Here is a 5,137-nt window from a genome sequence, read left to right on the forward strand (position 1 = left end):
TCGTCCACAGGATCTGCGACTGGCCGGTTTCATGTTTCTTTTTGAAATCGGCAAAGCTGGGCTGAATGGACATATGTCTAGAAATATTCCTTGATCAGATCTTCCTTGACGGAGATGCCGATATCTTTTTGAAGATAATTTTCATATTCCGCAAGGATTCCGGTACGCATGCTGGCCGCGATCTGGTCGGACATTTGTGTGAAGGCATCCTTATCCGTGGCCGGGTCCGCCGGGATAATATCGGCGATACCATAGAGCAGGGTGCCGTTGCCTGCCTGATTGACATTAACGCCATATGCACCAGGCTCCAGATCGAACAAGCCATCGCGGGCTACTGGGGAGAGTTCTTCCGCAGAACCGCTTCGTAAGACAGCAGTTGATGTCTGGACTGTCAGCCCTAGATCTGTCGCGATTGTCTCAAGGCTCTCTCCGGTGTTGAGTTTTGCCAGAAGCTCCTCAGCTTTTTTGCGGGCCTCTTCATGGCGCCAGTTGGCTTGCCAATCCTGTGTCACTTGTTCTTTCACATCGGCCAATGGCTTGACGGCAGCAGTCTCGATCTCGTCAACAACGACGGCGTAATAACCGCCATCGGCAGTTTCGCTCACCTCTGCGTCATCGCCAACCTGCCGGGCGAAGGCCTCACTTAAGAAACCGGTGGCCGTCGGCAGGTCGGTGACGGCATTGCCTGTTTTGTCGCTGCCGCTTGCATCGATCCAGTTCGTTGTCACGACGGGAAGGTCGAGGGTTGCAGCGGCTTCTTGCAGTTTTGCGCCACCCGCAAACTCGTCTTCAAGTTTGGTCGCCTCGGCGTAGAGCAACTCCTGTGCCCTGTTCTGCAGGATATCTGCTTTAAGCTGATCCTTGACGGCATCAAAATCGCGTTCCTCGCCGGGGACAATATCCTCGACCTTGGCGACATGCCAGCCAAGCACGGTTTTGACCGGCTCCGTTACGCCACCTTTTTGAAGGTCGAAGACCGATTCCTGTAACTCGGGCAAGAGGTCGGTTTTCGACATCATGCCGAGGTCAATGTCCGCCGGCGTTAGCTGCAGATCGGACATGGCGACTTCCGCAAAATCGGTGCCTTCGGTAATTTTCTTGTAGGCGGCGGCGGCCTTATCCTCATTCTTGAAGATCATCTGGACGACGGCGCGTGTTTCAGGCGTATCGAACTCGCTTTTTCGCGCTTCGTACTCGGCTTTAAGGTCCTCGTCGGAAATATCCGTCCCGGCGGCGAGCGTCTCGGGCGTCAGCAGGATATAGCTCACTTTGCGATATTCAGGCGCTGAGTAGTCGTCCGGATTTTCATCGATCAATTCTTCCAGTTCCTCATCCGTCGGGGCCGGGGCGAAACCGATGCTGCTGTCGAGAGTATCGATATATCTGGCCGTCCGCTTTTCCGCGAGATAGGCATAGAATGTATCGACAAGCACCGACGGTGCCTTGGTCACGCCCTGCGACAGGGTGCCGAAAAGCTGGTTCCCGGTGATGTCGTTGCGGACAATCTCGATATATTCACCCTCGCTGTAACCGTTTCGTGCGAGAAACTGCTCGAACATAAAACGGTCGAACTGCTGAAACTGGTTCTGGAAGGAGGGTTGGCTTTGTATCATTTTACGCACGGCATCGTCATCGGCGCTGAGCCCCAGTGATCGTGTCTTTTCATTGATCAGTGCGCGGGAGGCAATCTGGTTTACCGTCATCTGGGCCAGGCCGAACTGCTGCGCCTGCTCCTGGGTCAGCTGCGTGTTGAAGCGCGCCGAGAGGATATTGAGGTTCCGCTGGTAGTCGCGCTGGAATTCACCCAGGGAGACAGAGGTATCGCCCACCTCGATTACATTGCTGCCGACGGAACTGCTCAGCATGTCACCGCCAATTCCCCAGACGCCGAAACTCGCGACCAGAAGAAGCAACAAACCTTTTGCGAGCCATCCGCTGGCTCCTTTTCGCATCGCGTGAAGCATAGTAATTGTCTACCAGTAACCTGTTAGTTTAAAATTCGCCGGCCAATCCAAATGCCGCCCGGTTTAAGCGCGCCAGATTATAGGTACAGGGCAGGGCGGGGCAACATGGAAATTTGCAAAGCGGTATCTTTCTCGCTTAAAAAATGGCATATGAACCTGAATTTACAATATCTGTCCTAATTTATGCGAAGATTTTGAGGGGAATAGATGTCAAATCAACGACGCCCGCTGATTGCCGGGAACTGGAAGATGAATGGCCTCGCGGCGGCTGCCGCGACTGAATTAAAAGCATTGGTGGCCGAGGCTAAAAACCATTCCGCGCCAAATTGCGATATCCTGATCTGCCCACCAGCAACTCTTGTGCGTGAGATGGCAGCAGTAACAAGTGATAGCGCGGTCGAAATAGGCGGTCAGGATTGCCATGGCAATGAAAGCGGGGCGCATACCGGGGATATTTCGGCAGAAATGCTGAAGGATGCAGGCGCCAGCTATTGCATCGTTGGCCATTCGGAGCGGCGGGCCGATCATGACGAGTCGAATGCCACCGTGAAGGCGAAGGCCGAAGCCGCGCATCGGGGCGGATTGATTGCTATTGTCTGTGTCGGAGAGACACTGGCCGAGCGCGAAGCAGACAAAACCCTTGAGGTGATCAGTGATCAGGTCAAAAACTCGCTTCCCTCGGGAGCAACGGCGGCGAACACTGTAATCGCCTATGAGCCGGTCTGGGCAATTGGGACGGGAAAGACGTCGACACCGGATGATGTCGCCGCGGTTCATGCCCATATTCGTAAAGAACTGGGTTCACTTTTGGATGATTCGGACAAGATGCGCATTCTTTATGGCGGATCGGTCAAGGGCAGCAATGCCGAGGAGCTGATGGCGGTTGAGAATGTGGATGGCGCGCTGGTCGGCGGGGCCAGTCTGAAGGCCGTTGATTTCTGGCCGATTGTCGCCACATCAATTTGAGAAAAAGGGCGGGAAAGTTACTAGCAATCCAATGAACTTTGGTGTAGAAGCCCTGCAATTGTTGAATAACGGGGCGGCGATGGTCGCCTTCAATACTGGAATTGAAGAGAATGGAAACTGTCCTTCTGGTCATTCATGTTATGATCGCGGTCTTTCTGATTGTGGTTGTGCTGCTGCAACGCTCCGAAGGGGGTGCGCTTGGTATTGGCGGCGGCGGTGGCGCAATGTCAAGCCGCGGTGCGGCGAACCTACTTACCCGCACGACAGCAGGGCTGGCGGGGGCCTTTATGCTGACGAGCGTTCTGCTCGCAATCATTAGCGGTACGCATTCCGAGCCGACGTCTATCCTGGATACCCCCGCGACGACGACAGGCGCGCCGGAAAGCGGCGTGCCGGCAGTGCCTGAAAAACCGGCGGAGCCGTCGGCTCCGGTCTCGGAATAATCGGGTCTTCCAAAAAATATTTCCGAGGCGGCGTAATTGCCGCCTCTTTTACTTTCCGTTGATTACAGAATTGGTTATAACGTAACTCCATGGCTCGGTTTATTTTCATTACCGGTGGTGTGGTTTCCTCGCTTGGCAAAGGTCTCGCCGGGGCGGCTTTGGCCTCCCTCCTGCAGGCGCGCGGCTATAAGGTCCGCCTCCGGAAACTGGATCCCTATATCAACGTCGATCCCGGCACGATGAACCCTTACGAACACGGCGAATGCTATGTGACGGATGACGGGGCGGAGACTGACCTCGACCTCGGGCATTACGAGCGTTTTACCGGCGTTCCCTCCAAGCAGACGGATAATGTCACGACGGGGCGAATCTACCAGACAGTGATCCGAAAAGAGCGGCGCGGTGATTATCTTGGCGGGACGGTGCAGGTTATTCCGCATATCACCAACGCGATCAAGGAATTTGCCACGGCTAATCTGGACGATGAGGATTTCGTCCTTGTCGAAATCGGCGGCACCGTTGGCGATATTGAGGGGTTGCCTTTTCTTGAAGCCATCCGCCAGCTCGGCTATGAGCTTGGCAATAATGCCGTCTTCATTCATTTGACGCTGGTGCCTTATATTGCGGCGGCGGGAGAGCTTAAAACCAAGCCGACACAGCATTCGGTAAAGGAGCTTCGCTCCATCGGTATCCAGCCCGATATCCTGCTCTGCCGGAGCGAGCAGCCGATCCCAGCGGGTCAGCGCCGCAAAATTGGGCTTTTCTGTAATGTGTCGGAAGACGCGGTCATTCAGGCGCTGGACGTACGCACCATCTATGAAGTGCCGCTCAGCTACCATAAGGAAGGCTTTGACGAGCAGGTCCTGAAAGCCTTCGGGATTACGGACGCATCGAAGCCGGATCTTTCCAAATGGGAGAATATTGTCGATCGGGTGCTGCATCCCGAAGGCGAGGTGAATGTAACGGTTGTCGGGAAATATATTGAGCTTCAGGACGCCTATAAATCCCTGACGGAATCGCTTATCCATGGCGGAATCGCAAACCGGGTGCGGGTCAAGATCAACTGGCTGGAATCAGAGCAGTTTGAGGCGGATAATGTCTCCCCGGCAAGTCTACTTGGTGACGCGGATGCCATTCTCGTTCCCGGCGGGTTCGGGGAGCGCGGCGCGGAAGGCAAGATCAAGGCCGTTCAATATGCGCGGACACAGAAAATTCCCTATTTCGGGATTTGCTTTGGCATGCAGATGGCGGTTATTGAAGGATGTCGCAGCCTTGCGGGTCTGCCGAATGCGGGCACGTCCGAATTCGGCGAGTATGATCCTAATGTCGTCGGACTGATGACTGAATGGACCCGCGGCAATATGACGGAAGTCCGGAGTGAGGACAGCGATCTTGGCGGCACTATGCGTCTCGGTTCCTATCCGTGCGATCTTGTCCCGGGAACCAAGGTAAGCGAAATATACGGGACATCCCATGTCGATGAACGTCATCGTCATCGTTATGAAGTGAACATCGCCTATAAGGAGGTGCTGGAGAAGGTCGGCTATAAATTCTCAGGCCTTTCCCCGGATGGGGAACTGCCGGAAATTGTCGAAATTTCGGATCATCCCTGGTTTATTGGCGTTCAGTTCCATCCTGAGTTAAAATCGAAGCCCTTTGCACCGCATCCGCTCTTTGAAAGCTTTATCGAGGCGGCGGTCAAGAAATCACGATTGGTATAGACATGACTGAAAATCATCACGTCCAGATTGGCGACATTACGGT

General features: G+C 54.5%; 4 protein-coding genes. 3 read left to right on the forward strand and 1 reads right to left on the reverse strand.

Annotated features, from left to right (window positions below; genetic code table 11):
- Positions 1-77: 77 nt before the first annotated feature.
- Positions 78-1,952, reverse strand: a complete 1,875-nt coding sequence (locus P1U71_RS17700; RefSeq protein ID WP_301107000.1) for a SurA N-terminal domain-containing protein — start codon at positions 1,950-1,952, stop codon at positions 78-80.
- Between the two features lie 219 nt (positions 1,953-2,171).
- Between P1U71_RS17700 and tpiA the strand changes: the two genes are divergently transcribed.
- The 3 genes from tpiA (at position 2,172) to P1U71_RS17715 (ending at position 5,094) form a co-directional block, all read left to right on the forward strand.
- On the forward strand, positions 2,172-2,930 hold the full coding sequence (gene tpiA / locus P1U71_RS17705) for a triose-phosphate isomerase (protein ID WP_301107001.1): 759 nt from the start codon (positions 2,172-2,174) through the stop codon (positions 2,928-2,930).
- A 110-nt stretch (positions 2,931-3,040) separates the two neighbouring features.
- Positions 3,041-3,373: a preprotein translocase subunit SecG gene (secG, locus tag P1U71_RS17710; RefSeq protein ID WP_301107002.1), complete on the forward strand. Its 333-nt coding sequence runs from the start codon at positions 3,041-3,043 to the stop codon at positions 3,371-3,373.
- Between the two features lie 89 nt (positions 3,374-3,462).
- Complete coding sequence (locus tag P1U71_RS17715; RefSeq protein ID WP_301107003.1) at positions 3,463-5,094, forward strand: CTP synthase; 1,632 nt, start codon at positions 3,463-3,465, stop codon at positions 5,092-5,094.
- The last annotated feature ends 43 nt before the right edge of the window (positions 5,095-5,137 follow it).

The organism is Sneathiella sp. (assembly GCF_029233945.1).
GTDB lineage: Bacteria > Pseudomonadota > Alphaproteobacteria > Sneathiellales > Sneathiellaceae > Sneathiella.

Bases quoted from the DNA above. Each gene is read 5' to 3' on its own strand.
- P1U71_RS17700 (WP_301107000.1), bottom strand. From the start codon at position 1,952: ATGCGAAAAGGAGCCAGCGGATGGCTCGCAAAAGGTTTGTTGCTTCTT.
- tpiA (WP_301107001.1), top strand. From the start codon at position 2,172: ATGTCAAATCAACGACGCCCGCTGATTGCCGGGAACTGGAAGATGAAT.
- secG (WP_301107002.1), top strand. From the start codon at position 3,041: ATGGAAACTGTCCTTCTGGTCATTCATGTTATGATCGCGGTCTTTCTG.
- P1U71_RS17715 (WP_301107003.1), top strand. From the start codon at position 3,463: ATGGCTCGGTTTATTTTCATTACCGGTGGTGTGGTTTCCTCGCTTGGC.